Source organism: Paenibacillus vini (assembly GCF_018403325.1).
GTDB lineage: Bacteria > Bacillota > Bacilli > Paenibacillales > Paenibacillaceae > Fontibacillus > Fontibacillus vini.
In genome coordinates, this window is sequence record NZ_BOSL01000068.1 from 1 (window position 1) to 272 (window position 272).

A 272-nucleotide genomic window follows, 5' to 3' on the forward strand; every position below is an offset into this window, starting at 1 on the left:
CAACCCCAAAGAGCAAGCTCCCTGGTTTAGGCTGTTCCGCATTCGCTCGCCGCTACTAACGGAATCACTTTTGTTTTCTCTTCCTCAGGGTACTTAGATGTTTCAGTTCCCCTGGTATGCCTCTTCATCACCTATGTATTCAGTGATGAGTGACTGGGTATTACTCCAGCCGGGTTTCCCCATTCGGACACCCCCGGATCAAAGCTTGCTTACAGCTCCCCGAGGCAGTTTCGTTGTTCGCCACGTCCTTCTTCGGCTCCTAGTGCCTAGGC

At 52.6% G+C, this 272-nt stretch carries 1 rRNA gene; it reads right to left on the reverse strand.

The features are described 5' to 3' along the window. Nucleotides 1-271, reverse strand: a 23S ribosomal RNA gene (locus KJS57_RS26195); the annotation flags it as partial. Nucleotide 272: the final 1 nt, after the last annotated feature.